At 72.4% G+C, this 15,205-nt stretch carries 13 protein-coding genes and 2 pseudogenes; 6 read left to right on the top strand and 9 right to left on the bottom strand.

Annotated features, from left to right (window positions below; all coding sequences use genetic code 11):
- Positions 1-81 precede the first annotated feature (81 nt).
- Positions 82-267: pseudogene (locus ABZ807_RS11610) on the top strand (DUF4158 domain-containing protein); the annotation flags it as partial.
- A gap of 54 nt (positions 268-321) precedes the next feature.
- On the opposite strand, the gene ABZ807_RS11605 reads toward ABZ807_RS11610, so the two are convergent.
- Complete coding sequence (locus ABZ807_RS11605) at positions 322-546, bottom strand: ATP-binding cassette domain-containing protein (RefSeq protein ID WP_357155460.1); 225 nt, start codon at positions 544-546, stop codon at positions 322-324.
- Between the two features lie 195 nt (positions 547-741).
- Positions 742-1,020, bottom strand: coding sequence for a hypothetical protein (locus tag ABZ807_RS11600; protein ID WP_357155458.1), 279 nt, complete (start codon positions 1,018-1,020; stop codon positions 742-744).
- A 463-nt stretch (positions 1,021-1,483) separates the two neighbouring features.
- Between ABZ807_RS11600 and ABZ807_RS11595 the strand changes: the two genes are divergently transcribed.
- Positions 1,484-2,263, top strand: a complete 780-nt coding sequence (locus ABZ807_RS11595) for an alpha/beta hydrolase (protein WP_357155456.1) — start codon at positions 1,484-1,486, stop codon at positions 2,261-2,263.
- A complete protein-coding gene (locus ABZ807_RS11590) occupies positions 2,253-2,714 on the top strand; it encodes a hemerythrin domain-containing protein (RefSeq protein ID WP_357155454.1) in 462 nt (153 codons plus the stop codon). Before ABZ807_RS11595 ends, ABZ807_RS11590 begins: the two co-directional genes overlap by 11 nt.
- Here ABZ807_RS11590 and ABZ807_RS11585 read toward each other — a convergent pair.
- From ABZ807_RS11585 to ABZ807_RS11570, 4 genes are all read right to left on the bottom strand, one after another.
- Positions 2,707-3,297 (bottom strand): TetR/AcrR family transcriptional regulator C-terminal ligand-binding domain-containing protein, encoded by a 591-nt coding sequence (locus ABZ807_RS11585; protein WP_357155597.1) that lies wholly within the window; start codon positions 3,295-3,297, stop codon positions 2,707-2,709. The genes ABZ807_RS11590 and ABZ807_RS11585 overlap by 8 nt on opposite strands.
- Before the next feature lie 225 nt (positions 3,298-3,522).
- Positions 3,523-4,287, bottom strand: coding sequence for a hypothetical protein (locus ABZ807_RS11580; RefSeq protein ID WP_357155452.1), 765 nt, complete (start codon positions 4,285-4,287; stop codon positions 3,523-3,525).
- Between the two features lie 71 nt (positions 4,288-4,358).
- Positions 4,359-5,018 carry a transposase gene (locus tag ABZ807_RS11575; protein ID WP_357155451.1) on the bottom strand — a complete coding sequence of 220 codons (660 nt, stop codon included), beginning with the start codon at positions 5,016-5,018 and terminating at the stop codon, positions 4,359-4,361.
- Between the two features lie 121 nt (positions 5,019-5,139).
- Positions 5,140-6,060: a helix-turn-helix transcriptional regulator gene (locus ABZ807_RS11570; RefSeq protein ID WP_357155449.1), complete on the bottom strand. Its 921-nt coding sequence runs from the start codon at positions 6,058-6,060 to the stop codon at positions 5,140-5,142.
- A gap of 172 nt (positions 6,061-6,232) precedes the next feature.
- On the opposite strand from ABZ807_RS11570, the gene ABZ807_RS11565 reads away from it, so the two are divergent.
- A complete protein-coding gene (locus ABZ807_RS11565) occupies positions 6,233-6,574 on the top strand; it encodes a YciI family protein (protein WP_357155447.1) in 342 nt (113 codons plus the stop codon).
- Between the two features lie 74 nt (positions 6,575-6,648).
- A pseudogene (locus tag ABZ807_RS11560) lies at positions 6,649-7,642 on the top strand (DUF6596 domain-containing protein).
- Positions 7,643-7,650: 8 nt separating this feature from the next.
- On the opposite strand, the gene uvrB reads toward ABZ807_RS11560, so the two are convergent.
- The gene (gene uvrB, locus ABZ807_RS11555; RefSeq protein ID WP_357155445.1) at positions 7,651-9,759 is read right to left on the bottom strand and encodes an excinuclease ABC subunit UvrB; all 2,109 of its coding nucleotides are present in this window, start codon (positions 9,757-9,759) and stop codon (positions 7,651-7,653) included.
- A 302-nt stretch (positions 9,760-10,061) separates the two neighbouring features.
- On the opposite strand from uvrB, the gene ABZ807_RS11550 reads away from it, so the two are divergent.
- Positions 10,062-11,738 carry a hypothetical protein gene (locus ABZ807_RS11550; RefSeq protein WP_357155443.1) on the top strand — a complete coding sequence of 559 codons (1,677 nt, stop codon included), beginning with the start codon at positions 10,062-10,064 and terminating at the stop codon, positions 11,736-11,738.
- Positions 11,739-11,742: 4 nt separating this feature from the next.
- Here ABZ807_RS11550 and coaE read toward each other — a convergent pair whose 3' ends face one another.
- The gene (coaE, locus tag ABZ807_RS11545; RefSeq protein WP_357155596.1) at positions 11,743-12,924 is read right to left on the bottom strand and encodes a dephospho-CoA kinase; all 1,182 of its coding nucleotides are present in this window, start codon (positions 12,922-12,924) and stop codon (positions 11,743-11,745) included.
- Positions 12,925-13,563: 639 nt separating this feature from the next.
- Positions 13,564-15,054, bottom strand: coding sequence for a 30S ribosomal protein S1 (gene rpsA / locus ABZ807_RS11540; RefSeq protein ID WP_357155441.1), 1,491 nt, complete (start codon positions 15,052-15,054; stop codon positions 13,564-13,566).
- Positions 15,055-15,205 lie beyond the last annotated feature (151 nt).

The raw sequence follows: 15,205 nt of genomic DNA, 5'->3' as shown, positions 1-15,205 counted from the left end.
GGGGCGAGCGGCCGTCACCCGTTTGGCTCAGCGTCGTTGGTGGTGGGATGTTGACCATCGTCTTGGGGCCTGGGGTGGGTTGTGGCCTCGATCGAGCGGACCGCGTATCCGCGGTTCAAGCGGCTGATCACCGCGCATGAGCTGCATCTGTTCTTCACGCCGACTCGGGAGGAGGCGGCGTGGGCGGCGGAGCGGATGGATTCCGATGAGCATCAGCTCGCGTTGCTGCTGGCGCTGAAGTCGTATCAACGGATGGGGCGTTTCCCCAAGCCAGAGGAGTATCCGGAGATGGTCGTCGACTTCGTGCGGCGTGCGGTCGAGTTACCGGAGGGAGAAGGTGGTCTTGCCGGAGCCGTTCTCGCCGACCAGGGCGATCAGTTCGCCCTGGCGCAGGGTGAGGCTGACGCCGTCGACCGCCGGGGCCTCGGCGCCCGGGTAGGTGTACGTGATGTCCTTCGCCTCGATCACGCGCGGGGCACCGGCCGGGATTGTCTTGGTGCCGCGTGCGGCGCGCAGCGTCTTCGCGTGGCGCAGGAAGGACGGCAAGCTCCAGGTATAGGCTGGTGCGGAACGTGCGGGCGGCGGCCATCACCAGCGACGTCAGCGCGCCCGTCGAGGTCCGTAGGGCGGTGACGGCGGTCGCGGCGACGGCAAGGTCCATCCGGCCGGTCGCGGCGAGCCATCCGAGCGCCGCCCAGGTCGCGGCGAGCATGAGCCCGCCGGCGGCGGAGCCGGCCAGGGTCACCCGCAGCAGGGCGGGGGGCCGCGGCCCGGTGGGTGGCCTTGATCCGGTCGGTGATCTCCCGGTACCAGCTGGTGAGGAAGCCGGACATGGTGGCGGCGCGGACCTCGGCGGCGGTCGGTGGAGTAGTACCGCAGCAGGTAGCGCAGGTGGTTGTCGGAGATGTTCTGGAAGTCCGCGCGGTGCTTGATGCGCGCGGTGGTCACCGCGGCGGCGCCCTTGGGCACCACGGCCAGCAGAAGCAGCGGCGGCAGCAAGGGGGTAGTCGTTGCAGACACCGTGTCCCCCGCAGGTTGTGTCGCATTCTGGAGGGCTGGCGCTCCGGCCTGTGACGCGCTGCGGTGCATCGGCGTGTGCCTTTCCCGGGTGTTACGAGTAACCAGCATCCCAGTCGGAGGGGCCGCCGCGCGGCTGCTTGAGAAGGCGGCATGCGCAAGGCGCGCTTGACCGGGTGCTGCGCGTCTTTCCCGGACAGCTGGCGGCTATGGACCGGTGATGCGGTCCACAGCCCGGAGGGGTTGCTGCGTCAGGCATTGAGGCCCGGATCTGCTTGGAATGTTGCCGAGAACGCAGTGTGAGGCGATGACGCCGACTCGCGGTCCTCGGAGACTGCGTGCTCACCCTGACGCCATTGCGGCAGCGCAACGCAACCGCCCATCTGGCCTTCGCGGTTATAGTTCCAGGCAGCGTCGCGTGCCGGTGGCGGATGGCTCGTCAGGCATGGAGGCGTCGTATCGAAAGGTGGCTTCGGCCATTCCCACCCCAATTTCACAGAAGATCACGCTTTACCCGGCCGAGGACCGGTTCTTCGGCCCCCGACCCGCCGTCCTCGTCCTGCCCGGCGGCGGCTTCCGGGAACTTCCACCGCACGAGGGCGAAGGCTACGCGCGCTGGCTGTCCGGCCTCGGCATCCACGCCTTCGTCCTGTCCTACCGGCTGCTGCCGGACCGGTTCCCGGCCCCGCTCGAAGACGCCCGGGCCGGGTTGGACCACATCCGCAACGGCGACCACGGCCTCGACGTCGGCCGGGTCGGCGTCATCGGATCAAGCGCGGGCGGCCAACTCGCTGGCCTGCTCATGACCGGCCAGGTTCTGTCCATCGAGGAAGGCGTCGCCGACCCGCCCCGACCGGACTTCGCGATCCTGGCCTACGCGCTGGCCGACCTCGACCTGCTGCCGCCGCCGGTGGTCGAGAACCTGCTCGGTGACCTGCTGCCCATCAAGGACGAGCTATCCCCGGCCAAGCATGTGGACGCGTCGGTGTGCCCGACTTTCGTATGGGCCACCGCTCAGGACCCGCCGGGCTTGCCCAACGCCCTGGAGTGGACCCGGGCGCTGGCGGCCGCCGCGGTACCGGTGGAGTTGCACGTCTACCCGGGCGGCAGCCACGGCATCGGCCTCGCCGACGGCGTGGAATACGGCGGCGAGCCGCATAAGTTCATTGCGCGCGAGCCGCACACCGCGTCCTGGACGACCGCGTGCGCGGCCTGGCTGCGACGGGAGGGCGTTCTTGCCGACTGACCGCGTCACCGCCTGGGGCGGGGAACTGCAGCGGGTGCACGGCAAGCTGCGCAATGCGTTGGCACTGGCGCGGGCGGGACTGGACGGCGGCGACCCCGCCGACGCCGCCATCGACCTGCTGTTGTTCTGCCACGGGTTCTGCGCTGCCCTGTCCGGCCACCATCGCGCCGAGGACGGTTCGCTGTTCCCGGAACTGGTACGGGCGCGACCCGACCTGGCGCCGGTGGTCGCGAAGCTGACTCAGGACCACAACATGATCGAGCACCTCATCGGTGGATTGCAGAAGGCGGTGGCCGACTCGACCGACCCGGAGGTGGCACACCGCCACCTGGACGGGATCGAGGCGGTCATGGAGACGCACTTCAAGTACGAGGAGAAGCAACTGGGAGCGGTGCTGGACGGCATGGATGCCGACTTCGACCGCACCGAGATCTTCGGCCCGATTAGCTGAGCCGCGTCCCGTTCGCGCCGCCCGCCGACGGCGCGAACGGGAATCCACCTGGGTTCGAGAAGGCGCCGGCGGATGCCGCAAGGGCGGCGCTCCTGGCTGCGTGGTCGGGCAGACGAGGATCGGGTGGCGTGCGGAGAAGTATCAGTTGGTGGTACAGCGGCGCGGTGGCGGCGATGAGCAGTTGCCGCGCGTTGGTGTGCGCAGGGATGTCCCCGCGCCGGGCTGCTCGCTGCACGACGATCTCGCAGCGTGCGTACCGGTCTTCCCAGAAGCGCTGTAGGGCGCGGGCGGCTTCGTCGGAACGGAAGGAGGCGGCGATCAAGGCTGTGGTGATCGGCGGCTGGGCGGTCAGTGCCGTCTGGATCTGGTGGTTCAGTGCCGCCAGGTCTCCTGGCAGGGAGCCGGTGTCCTCGGGCTGCCAGTCGTCGTAGCTCGCGGCGTCGAGGACGTCGGCGAGCAGTCCGCCGACGCCCCGCCAGCGTCGGTACACCGTCGTGCGGTGGACGCCCGCGCGGGCCGCGACGGCGTCCACGGTGAGTGCGTCGGGCGGCCTGGTGAGGGGCTCGCGGGAAAGGGTGGGCAGCCGGGATGGCGCGGGATCTGGGCCTGGACGAGGTCAGGGCTACACCCTGCGCGTCACCGCGGTGCCCGACGGTCCACCGCCGACTCCTCGACATCTGCCAGCCCCTCGACGGCGCCCCGGGGACTTCCGCAGTCCCGGCACAGCGCAAGGCCCGCCGCGAATACGAGAACCGCGTCAACGCCCTCACCACGGACACTCACCGCTGACCCCATCAAGCGTTCAAGATCAACTACTGGCGGGGTTGGCGCTCATCTCGGCGACACCCCGTGGGGTGTCGGTCTCACCGCGTCGGTGTCGCTCGGCCTGCCAGGCGTCCCAGGCGCGTTCGAGCTGCGGGGTCGAGGAAGCCGGCAGTTGCTTGCGGCGGCAGAACTCGCGGAAGTCCAGGTCCGGCTCGGCAACCCGGCGGCGACGCTCGGCACGCCGGTCTGGCAGGACAGCCGCGTTCTCCAGGTCGGCGACGCGGCGGACGCGGGCCAGCTCGTCAACGTCGATGGCGATGCGGTACAGGATCGCCGCCACCCGCGGCACGTCCACCACCACCTGCGCCCGGTCCGGGTGGTCTCCCTCAGGCCGCAGATTTACAACGGGCGGGTACAGCTGGGTATGCAGATGGATCAGCCAGTCGGCGCATTGGCGCAGCCAGCCCACCTCGTCGATCAGCCGGTCGGCGACCAGCTCCCGGCTGTCGAGTTCGGCGTCATCGTCGCCGTCGGGGTCTTCCGGGGCTGGCCAACCGGCCGCCCGTAGCTCGCCTAGCGCGGCGTCGAGCGCGTCAAGATCAGCGGCGGCCACGATCTGGTGCACCCGCGTCGGTGACAGTCCCGCCACGGCGGCCCGCTTGCGGATCGACACTCCTTCGGCCCGCGCTGAGACCAACGCCCAACTGCGTTCGGCCTCGGCTTGGTCCAGCCGCCACGCCGCCCGCGACACCCGCCGCAGCACCCGACGCTCTCGCCGCCAAGCGGCCATCCGCTCCACGATCTTCACGAGTCGCCACCCTGCCCGCTCGATGGGTGTTCAGCAAACTGAACACGCTGGCGTTACTCATGGGGCGGTTCTTACCAACGCCCCCAGTCCGCATGACCGCGTCCGGCGATGTTGCGGACTGCGTTCACGTCGGCGTGCTCAGCGAAGCCGCACGACGTGCACCGAAAGGTGGATTGGTTAGGCCGGTTGGCCTTGGCGATGTGCCCGCAGGCGGAGCAGCCCTGCGAGGTGTACGCCGGGTCCACGTGGACGAGCGCCACCCCGGCCCGGGTCGCCTTGTAGGCGATGTACTGGCCGAGTTGGTGAAATGCCCACCAGTGCAGGGTGACCCGCTGGGGCCGTCGGAGCCGTACCCGGTCGCGGATGCCCGTGAGGTTTTCCAGGGCGATACCACGGCCGGCGCGTTCGGCCTCGGTCACGATCTGCTTGGCGATGCGATGGTTGGTGTCGGCCGCGAACCGGGCTTCCTTACGGCGGCGGGCCTTCAACAGCCGCTTGGCCGATTTGGTGCCGACCCGCTGAAGTTTGGCCCGCAGCCGCTGGTTGCGATGCCTGACCCGGTTCAGGCCCTTGCCGGCGTGTCGGGTGCCGTCGTTGGTGGTGGCGATGTTGGCGATGCCCACGTCGACGCCGAGGAATCCGTTCGGCTCCTCAACCCCGGGCCGACCGACACCGGCTACGCCCCGCCGGACGTGCACGCCGCGGTGGCCCGGCTCTTCCCCGCCGGGCACTGGGGCACCCCGGCCGACGCAGCCCGGCTGATCCGCTTCCTCTGCTCACCGTAGGCCGGCTGGATCACCGGTCAGGTGATCGACTCGGAGGGCGGCTTCCAGCGGCATCGCTGAGCGCCGCTCACCCGCCGCCGGCGCGACCCGCCGGCTCCCCCTCGGTGCCGGGGCGAGCGACGTCGGCGGCCCCGGCGGCCCGGTCGCGCAGCAGCGCCCCGGTCTCCTCCCCGCTCAGCGCCACCGCCGACAGCCAACCGGTCATCCGTTCGTAACGGGCGACGTCGGCGTCGGTCACCAGCCGCACGTCGCTGGTCAGCGTCTCCAGCATCACCGTGCGAGGGTCGGCCGGGTCGGGGAACGAGTAGCAGGAGTATGCGGTCAACGGGTGCACCGCGCCGGGCGGAGCGGCCGTCCCGGGAACGACCCGGATCGTCACGTTCGGCAGGTCGGCCAGGGCGAGCAGGTGCCCCAACTGCTCCCGCCAGACCTCGACCGGCACGCCGGCCGGGTCGCAGACCCGCTCGTCCAGCAGCGCGGTGTAGCGCGGCGGGTCGGGGCGACGCAGCACCTCCTGGCGGACGAGCCGGGCCCGCACGTCGGCCTCCACGTCGACGTCCGGGTGCAGCAACCGGCCTGCGAGGACCCGCAGCCGGGCGTACCCCGGTGCCTGGAGCAGACCGGGCACGAGAGCCGGCTGGTACTCCACGATGGCCGCCGCCCCCGCCTCCAGTTCGGCGTAGGTGCGCTGCCGCTCGTGCATCTCGCCGAACGCCTTCCACCAGCCGCGGCTGGTCGCGGCGTCGCGGGCGATGACGATCAGCGCCTCCCGCTGCGGCGATGGCACCTGGTAGACGTCCAGCAGGTCGAACACGTCGGCGAGGTCCGGCCGACTCTGCCCCAGCTCGATGCGGGACAGCTTCGAGGTGGAGGCCCAGCCGAGCAGCCCACACACCTGTTCCAGGGTGAGCGCCTCCCGTCTGCGTAGCTGGCGCAACTCGGCGCCGAGTCGCGCACGTCGGATGACAGGACTCGATGACAACGGCATCCCGGCCTCCCCACGACGGAGGGTACGCAGGACCGTCACCCAGGGCAATACCTCGCTTGCGTACCGCAACCGCGCGGAGCTCGCCGGGAACAATGTCCCGGACCGCTGTCGAATCCGGCTGTGCCCGTGCGTCGGCGAGGCAGAGGATGAACACCGATTCGAGGAGTACCCGATGCCCCAGTACGCGATCCTGATCCACTCGCCGGCGCCCGCCGACCCGATGGACCTCACGCCCGACTACGTGGCACTGCTGGAGCGGTACCCGGCCCAGGTGGAGGAGCTGGGCGGCCGCATCGTCACGGGGTTCGCGCTGCAGCCCAGCACCACCGCCACGTCGATCCGCGGCGACGTCGTCACGGACGGCCCGTTCGTCGAGGCCAAGGAGGTCGTCGCCGGGTTCTTCGTGCTGGAGGCGCCCGATCTGGACGTCGCCCTGCGGATCGCCACGCTCAACCCGGCCACCCGGGACGGCGGCGTCGAGGTCCGGCCGCTGTTCGTGCCGCCGGCCGAGTGAGCGCCGGCAACCACGGCGGTACGGCGGCGGTCGAGCGCGCCGTGGCGGACGCGCACCGTCGCGAGTGGGCCTTCGTGCTCGCCGCGACGGCGCGCGTCGCCGGCGACCTCGACGTCGCCGAGGAGTGTGTCCAGGACGCGTACGTCGCCGCGTTGGACGCCTGGGCCCGCGACGGCGTACCCCGCAAGCCCGGCGCCTGGCTCACCACGACCGCGAAACGCAGGGCGCTGGACGTGCTGCGCCGGGAACGGGTGTTCCGGTCGAAGATGCCCCTGCTCGTGGACCCGGGCCAAGAAGAAGATCTCGGCGGCCCACATTCCCTACCGGGTGCCGGGCGCCAGCGAGCTGCCCGAACGGCTGGACGCGGTACTGACCGTCATCCACCTGCTCTACACGACCGGGCACACCGCGCCGTCCGGCACCGACCTGGTCCGCGCCGACCTGGTCGACCGCGCGCTGAGCCTGACCCGCATGCTGCTGACCCTGATGCCCGACGAACCGGAACTGCGCGGGCTGCTCGCGCTGTTGCTGCTCACCGACGCCCGTCGGGCCACCCGGACCGACGCCGAAGGGCGGCTCCTGGTGCTCGAGGAGCAGGACCGTTCCGCCTGGGACCGGACCGCCATCGAGGAGGGCTGCCGGCTGGCCGTCGCGGCGTTCCGGACCGGCCGCGTCGGCCGGTACGCGCTCCAGGCCGCCATCGCCTCGCTGCACGCCGTCGCCGCCAGCTACGCCACCACCGACTGGCACCAGGTGCTGCGGCTCTACGACGAGTTGCTGAAGGTCTGGCCCTCGCCGGTCGTCGCGCTCAACCGGGCCGTGGCGGTGTCGATGGTCCGCGGACCGCAGAACGCCCTCGACGAGATCGAGGTCCTGGAGCGGGACGGCCGGCTCGCCGGGTACCACTATCTGCCGGCCGTCCGAGCCGACCTGCTGCGCCGTCTCGGCCGCCAGCGGGAGGCGGCGACCGCCTACCGCGCGGCGTTGGACCTCGCGGACAACGAGGCCGAGCGGGAATTCCTCACGGTCCGTCTCGCCGAGGCCGTCGATTCGGGATCGGAAAGGTAGCCGACCCCCTACTTCACGCCCGCGGCGTCCATCCCGCGCAGCTCCTTCTTGAGGTCGGCGACCTCGTCGCGGATCCGGGCGGCCAGCTCGAACTGCAGCTCCCGGGCGGCGGCCAGCATCTGGTCGTTGAGCTCCTGGATGAGCTGCGCCAGGTCGGCGCGGGCCATCCCCTCCCGGGACGGGCCGGCCGCGGTGACCCGGCTGCGGCTGCGGGTCTCCTTGACCGGGGCCTTGCCCCGGGAGAGCTGGCGCACCGCCCCGCCGACCCGGCTGTTCTCGGTGTCCTCCGCCTCGCGGTAGATGTCGTCGAGGATGTCGTGGATCTTCTTGCGCAGCGGCTCCGGGCTGATGCCGTGTGCCTCGTTGTGCGCGATCTGCTTGGCCCGCCGCCGGTTGGTCTCGTCAATCGCGTTCGCCATCGACGGAGTGATCTTGTCGGCGTACATGTGGACCTGGCCGGAGACGTTCCGGGCTGCCCGGCCGATGGTCTGGATCAGCGACCGGCCGCTGCGCAGGAAGCCCTCCTTGTCGGCGTCGAGGATCGCCACCAGCGACACCTCGGGCAGGTCCAGGCCTTCCCGGAGCAGGTTGATGCCGACCAGCACGTCGTAGTCGCCCTTGCGCAGCTCGCGCAGCAACTCGACCCGGCGCAGCGTGTCGACCTCGGAGTGCAGGTAGCGCACCCGGATGCCGTTCTCCAGGAGGTAGTCGGACAGGTCCTCGGCCATCTTCTTGGTCAGCGTGGTGACCAGCACCCGCTCGTCGCGCTCGGTACGCAGCTTGATCTCGTGCATCAGGTCGTCGATCTGGCCCTTGGTGGGCTTGACGACGACCTCCGGGTCGATCAGGCCGGTCGGGCGGATCACCTGCTCGACGTACTCCCCCTGGGCCTGCTCCAGCTCCCATGGACCCGGAGTGGCGGACAGGTAGACCATCTGGCCGACCCGCTCCAGGAACTCGTCGAAGCGCAGCGGGCGGTTGTCGGCGGCGCTGGGCAGCCGGAAGCCGTGGTCGATCAGCATCCGCTTGCGGGACGCGTCGCCCTCGTACATGCCGCCGATCTGCGGGATGGTCACGTGCGACTCGTCGACCACGGTGAGGAAGTCGTCCGGGAAGTAGTCGAGCAGGCAGTGCGGCGGGCTGCCGGGCAGCCGGCCGTCGATGTGCATGGAGTAGTTCTCGATGCCGGAGCAGAAGCCGACCTGGCGCATCATCTCCAGGTCGTAGGTGGTGCGCATCCGCAGCCGCTGCGCCTCCAGCAGCTTGCCCTGCCGCTCCAGCTCGGCCAGCCGCTCGGCCAGCTCGGTCTCGATGTCGCGGGTCGCCCGCTCCATCCGCTCCGGGCCCGCCGCGTAGTGGGTGGCCGGGAAGATCAGCAGGTGGTCGACTTCCTTGACCACGTCACCGGTGAGCGGGTTGAGGTAGTAGAGCTTCTCCACCTCGTCGCCGAAAAGCTCGATCCGGACCGCCAGCTCCTCGTACGCCGGGATGATCTCCAGCGTGTCGCCCCGGACCCGGAAGGTGCCCCGGTTGAAGGCCATGTCGTTGCGGGTGTACTGGATGTCGACCAGGCGGCGCAGCAGCTGGTCGCGGTCGAGCTCCTGCCCCGCGGCGACCCGGACCGCGCGGTCCAGGTATTCCTCCGGGGTGCCCAGGCCGTAGATGGCGGAGACCGTGGCGACCACGATCACGTCCCGGCGGGTGAGCAGGGACATGGTGGCCGAGTGGCGCAGCCGCTCGACCTCCTCGTTGATCGAGGAGTCCTTCTCGATGTAGGTGTCGGTCTGCGGGATGTACGCCTCGGGCTGGTAGTAGTCGTAGTACGAGACGAAGTACTCCACCGCGTTGTGCGGGAGCAGCTCGCTGAACTCCTTGGCCAGCTGGGCACAGAGCGTCTTGTTGGGCGCGAGCACCAGGGTGGGACGTTGCAGCCGCTCGACGAGCCACGCCGTGGTGGCGCTCTTGCCGGTGCCGGTCGCACCGAGCAGCACCGTGTTGCGGTCGCCGCGCCGGACCCGACGCTCAAGCTCATCGATGGCCGCCGGCTGGTCGCCGGCCGGCTGGAAATCGCTGACGACCTGGAAGCGGCCGTCGAGCCGGGGAATGTCGAGCGCCATGACCCCAACGGTACGCCGAGGGTCCGACACTCCGCCGCGACTACGGCCGGTCCCTGATCGGCTTCAATATTCCCATTGTGGGCCACATCCCGCCGCGCTAGCCTGGACACCGTAGGCCGCTCGCGGCGGCCGACCGGGCCGGTGGCCGGGCCCTCATCGGGCTCCCACCCCCGGCACAGAAGGTCGCAGCACCCGGACATCGCCGGCGTGCGCACCCGACGTGGTCGCGCCCACGGCGCAGACCGGCCGCCGCGAGCGTCCCTACCTCGTCACCCTCTCCGCCTCCGGCCGTTCAACCACTCGTGGAGACCTCCCCCGACCGGCCGCCCCCGCCCGCCCCAACGGGCCCGCCCCCCGACCCGCGACCGACGCCGCATCCGTCCGCCCGTACCCCGGCACCCGCCGGCACCGGCGACTGGCCCGGGCCGGCCGACCACCCGGACCGGCGGCGGCGCAGGCCCGGCCGGCGGCGGCGCCGGTCCGCCCGGCATGCGCTCGCCGCCCGACCGCACCTGAATGCGGTCGGTCCCTCCCCGGAGCCCGCGCGCCGGCGCATCACCCTGGTCGCGCTCGGCGTGGTCGCCGCTGCCTCGGCCGCGGCGCTGGTCGCCGGCCTGCTGAGCTGGGGGCCCGCCCCCGGAGAAGCGGCCCGGGCGCTGACCCAGGGCGAGGCCGAGCGGCTGGCCGCGACCCGGGTCACCAACTACCGCGACGTGCGTGCCGGGGTACGGGTGACCGTGGGGGCCGGTGGCACCCGCACCGACCTGGTCGGCTGGGTCGACTGGTCCCGGCCCCTGGCCTACCTCGACGTGGGCGGCCCGGGCGCGGGCGCCGACCGGGGGCTGGTGCAGGCGACGCCCTCGGTCGTCATGGTCCGCCCCGACCCCACCGCGGTCCCCACGCCGGCGCCGCCGCCGCTGGTGCCGCCGGCGGACCGCTGGCGGCTGCGCGACCTGCCCGGCGACCGGACGCTCGCCGGGGTGCTCGACCTGCTCTTCGGACTGAGCGCGAACCGGGCGGAGCCGGCCGACCCGCTGCGCCGCGGCGCGGGGCGGTGGGTGGGACGGGAAACGCTCGCTGGCGAGCCGGTGGACGTCCTCCAGGCCCCGCGGCCCGGGCCCACCGCCGCCGCCGACCCCACCGCCAGCCCACCCGCCCCGGCGGCGGCCGGGGACGGCGACCCCCGCTGGTGGGTCGACCGCGACGCCCGACTGCACCGGTGGGAGGGGCGGCTCCCCGGCGGGCAGGCGGTCGCCGTCGAGCTGGACCGCGGCATGCGGCCCACCATCTGGCCGGTCGACGCGCTGGGCGGCCGGCCCGGGCTGCCCCGCGCGCTCACCGACGCCGAGGCCGACCTGCTGGCCGGGCTCCCCGCCCGCCTGCGGGCCGAGCCCGGCGCCGCGGTCACCGTCGCCGTCCCGATCGGCAGCGCCGCCAACCTGCGCGGCTCGGGGTGGCTGAGCTGGTCCGGCGGGGCCGCGTACCTGTCGGTGGCCGAGCTGGACACCCTCGGCCGGCGTACCCTGCTGCGGCGCGACCGGGCCGGCTTCGCTCGCGCGGAGGTGCCGGTCGAGCCCAGCACCGGCAGCGCCGGCAACGGGCCGCCGCTGCCACCACCGGCCGGGGCCGGATGGCGGACCGGCGCACGCGGGCTGGACGACCTCGACCTGCTGGTCGACGCGGCGCTGCGGGCGGCCACCACACCCGCCCGACCCGGTGCCGCCGTGCGGCTGCGCGCCGACCGGGTCGCCGGCCGGGTGGTGGAGGTGGTCGAGCTGCGCGCCCAGGGCCTGCGGCTGCGCTACTGGCTCGACCGCACAGGCATGCCCCGCCGGCTGGAGCTGCGCACCCGGGCGGGCGCCTGGGCCCAGCTGGACCTCACCCCCGGGCCGGTGCCGGAGGCGATCGTGCCGCCCCGGCCCGGGCCACCCGGCCCGAAGGCACCGGCGGCGCGGGCCGGCACGGCGGGCCGCCGCTGACCGGTCAGGGTCGCCAGCCGGCCTGCGCGGCCCACTCCTCGGCCCGCAGGTGCTCCTCGTCGAACCAGGGGTCCTTCGCCGTCGCGTACGCGCCGCTGTCCGGTGCCGAGGCCACCAGCTCCCGCTTGAGCAGCAGGTAGGCGGCCCGCTGGTCCGGATCGGCGCGCAGGTGGTCCCGCATCAGCAGGGCGTACCGCCAACCGGGCGAGCCGGCCACCCGCAGGTGGAGATTGACCGGGCGCCCCGGGTCGGCGCTGCCGTGCAGCCGCTTCTCCCACCGCCCGCTGCCGGCCAGGCGGGGGTTGTCCCACCACTCGCCGGGCAGCCGCGGGAAGCCCGCCCGGGCGAGCCGTTCGGCGAGCGGCCCGTCCGCCTCGTCCAGCGACGGCACGGTCACCTGGACGTCGATCACGTCCTTGGCGGCCAGGCCGGGCACGGCGGTCGAGCCGATGTGGTCGATGCGCAGGTCCGCCGGGGCGACGGCGTGCCGGATCCGGGCGGCCAGCCGGGCGTACTGCTGGGGCCAGGTCGGGTCCGGCTCGGTCAGCACCACGCGCTGCGGGCGGACCGGCCGCCGCTCGCGGACGTTGTGCTCGTAGGGCAGCAGCCGGTCCCGCCAGAGGGTGTCCACGGCGGCGTGCAGCTGGTCGAGGGTGCTGTCGTTGGTGAGCACCACGTCCGCCGCCGCGCGCCGGCGGGCGTCGTCGGCCTGCGCGGCGATCCGCCGCTCCGCCTCCGCGCGGGGCATGCCACGGGCGCGTTCCAGCCGCTCCAGGCGGGTGGCGACGGCCGTCTGCACGACGACCACCAGGTGGTACGTCGGCGCGAGCCCGACCTCGACCAGCAGCGGCACGTCGTTGACCACCACCGCGTCCGGAGACGCCGCGGCGGCCAGCTCGGCGGTACGCGCCCGCACCCGCGGGTGGGTGATCGCCTCCAGCCGGCGGCGGGCCACCTCGTCCCCGAAGACCACCGCGCCCAGCGCCGCCCGGTCCAGCGCGCCCCCGGCGTCGAGCACCCGGTCACCGAAGGCGGCGACGACCTCGGCCAGCCCCTCGGTGCCCGGGGCGACCACCTCGCGGGCGATCCGGTCCGCGTCGAGGACCACCGCGCCCCACTCGGTCAGCCGGGCCGCCACGGCGCTCTTGCCGGACCCGATCCCTCCGGTCAGTCCCACCATCAGCACCGGACCAGTCAACCGGATCACCGCCCGCAGCACCAAACCGCGCCTCACCCGCGCCCCGCCGCTGTCCCCTCGCGCGGCGGTGCCGCCAGCCCCGCCGCGTTGGCGCTGCCGCCAGCCCCGCCGCGTTGGCGGTGCCGCCAGCCCCGCCGCGCTGGCGGTGCCGCCAGCCCCGCCGCGCTGGCGGTGCCGCCAGCCCTACGGGCCTGTGGCGGTGCCGCCCGCCCTGCTGCGTCGGCGGGTGCCGCCAGCCCTATGGCGTTCGCGGTGCCGCCAGCCCTGCGGCGTGTGGCGGTGCCGCCCGCCCTGCTGCGTCGGCGGGTGCCGCCAGCCCTATGGCGTTCGCGGTGCCGCCAGCCCTGCGGCGTGTGGCGGTGTCGCCCGCCCCGCGGCGAGGGCGGTGTCGCCAGATGCGGCATGTCGCGGTATCACGGCGTTCGGACACCGCCACATGCCGCAAAGGGAGTCGATCATGCGCCTGCGCCGGCCCGACAGGCCGGGCGGGATGACCCTTGGGCCGGGCGGGATGACTCCTCCGCGCGGGGGTGGCGCGGGGCCGGGCCGGGGACACGCGAGGGCCCCGCCCCCGGCGATCCGGTGTCTCACCGGATCGCGGGAACGGGGCCCGTCGTCGTCAGCGGGTCACTTGCCGCCGGCGAGCTTCTCCCGCAGAGCGGCGAGCGCCTCGTCGGTGGCCAGGGTGCCGGCCGGCTCCTCGGCCTGCCGGCTCGGGGCCGTGCTGGTCGTGGTGGTGGTGCCACCCGTGACGGCCGGAGCCGGGTTGGCAGCGGCCTCGGCGTCGGCGGCCCGGGAGGTCTGCACCTGCTTGGTGTGGGCCTCCCAGCGCTGACGCGCCTCGGCGTACTGGTTCTCCCAGGTCTCGCGCTGCTTGTCGTACCCCTCGAGCCACTCGCCCGTCTCCGGGTCGAAGCCCTCCGGGTAGATGTAGTTGCCCTCGGTGTCGTAGGTCGCGGCCATGCCGTAGAGGGTCGGGTCGAAGTGCTCCTCGCCCTCGACGAAGCCCTCGTTGGCCTGCTTGAGCGACAGCGAGATGCGGCGGCGCTCCAGGTCGATGTCGATGACCTTGACCATGACCTCGGAGCCGACCTGCACGACCTGCTCCGGGATCTCCACGTGGCGCTCGGCCAGCTCGGAGATGTGGACCAGGCCCTCGATGCCGTCGTCCACCCGGACGAAGGCGCCGAACGGCACCAGCTTGGTGACCTTACCCGGCACGATCTGCTGGATCGCGTGGGTACGGGCGAACTGACGCCACGGGTCCTCCTGGGTCGCCTTCAGCGACAGCGAGACCCGCTCGCGGTCCAGGTCGACGTCCAGGACCTCGACCTCGACCTCCTGGCCCACCTCGACGACCTCGGACGGGTGGTCGATGTGCTTCCAGGACAGCTCGGAGACGTGCACCAGACCGTCCACGCCGCCAAGGTCGACGAACGCGCCGAAGTTGACGATCGAGGAGACGACGCCCTTGCGGACCTGGCCCTTCTGCAGCTTGTTGAGGAACTCGGTGCGCACCTCGGACTGCGTCTGCTCCAGCCAGGCCCGACGGGACAGGACCACGTTGTTGCGGTTCTTGTCCAGCTCGATGATCTTGGCTTCGAGCTCGCGGCCGACGTACGGCTGCAGGTCACGCACCCGCCGCATCTCGACCAGGGAGGCGGGCAGGAAGCCGCGCAGCCCGATGTCGAGGATGAGGCCACCCTTGACCACCTCGATGACCGAACCGCGGACGACGCCGTCCTCGTCCTTGATCTTCTCGATCGTGCCCCAGGCCCGCTCGTACTGCGCCCGCTTCTTGGAGAGGATCAGACGACCCTCCTTGTCCTCCTTCTGGAGGACCAGGGCCTCGATGTGGTCACCGACCGAGACGACCTCGGCGGGGTCCACGTCGTGCTTGATCGACAACTCCCGAGAGGGAATGACGCCCTCGGTCTTGTAGCCGATGTCGAGCAGGACCTCGTCCCGATCGACCTTGACGACGGTGCCTTCGACAATGTCGCCGTCGTTGAAGTACTTGATGGTCTCGTCGATCGCGGCGAGGAAAGCCTCCTCGGAACCGAGATCGTCGTGGGTGACCCGGGTGGCGCTCGAGGGGGCCTCGATGCTGCTCGTCATGTGGGCGGTTGCTCCGGTCGGATGGGTTGTCACAGCAGGCGTGGTGTCGCGGTGACCATTTCGCGCCAGCGGATCCGCCGCCGGGCACACCGAACGATCGCCAAGTGAAGATCATTAGTGGCTCCGGTGACCGCGCACCTGCTCCCTGCCG

The sequence above is a fragment of the Micromonospora sp. NPDC047548 genome (assembly GCF_040642975.1).
In the GTDB taxonomy this organism is placed as follows: Bacteria; Actinomycetota; Actinomycetes; order Mycobacteriales; family Micromonosporaceae; genus Micromonospora.
Note: the sequence above shows the minus strand (reverse complement) of the source record. Positions and strands in the feature narration are given on the sequence as shown.